Origin of the sequence: Paenibacillus sp. KS1 (genome assembly GCF_001680695.1) — a bacterium.
Classification (GTDB): domain Bacteria; phylum Bacillota; class Bacilli; order Paenibacillales; family Paenibacillaceae; genus Paenibacillus_B; species Paenibacillus_B suaedae.
In genome coordinates this window covers 1-359 of sequence record NZ_MAIS01000334.1, presented here as the reverse complement: position 1 = coordinate 359, position 359 = coordinate 1, and the positions used below count along the sequence as shown (strand labels likewise).

Below are 359 nucleotides of genomic sequence, written 5' to 3'. Positions count from 1 at the left end.
GCCGCTGGCGATCCAGCGTTCCCGTCAGGCGCAGTGCAGCGGGCATGTTGTAGCTCAGTTCAGCGCCCTCCAGCTGCTGCAGTACATACAGCCGTTTTTGCGCGGACGACAGTGGATATGCGGCCTGCAGCGGAGCGGGCACAAGTGCTTCAAATGTGCGGCCTTCCGCCGCCTCCAGGGCAGCCGACAAGCTTTCAATCGTTGGCGAGAGGAACAATTGCCGCAGCGGCACCTCCGCCTCTAACGTCTGATGAATGCGCGATACAAGCGTCATCGCCCGTAGCGAATGGCCGCCAATGTCAAAGAAGTTATCGCGGATGCCGATGCGTTCCAGCCCCAGCACCTCTTGCCATAGCTGC

General features: G+C 61.0%; 1 protein-coding gene. It reads right to left on the bottom strand.

What is annotated here, in order from left to right; all coding sequences use genetic code 11:
- Positions 1-359: phosphopantetheine-binding protein (locus BBG47_RS28555; RefSeq protein ID WP_139070851.1), on the bottom strand; the 359-nt coding region annotated here is incomplete at both ends.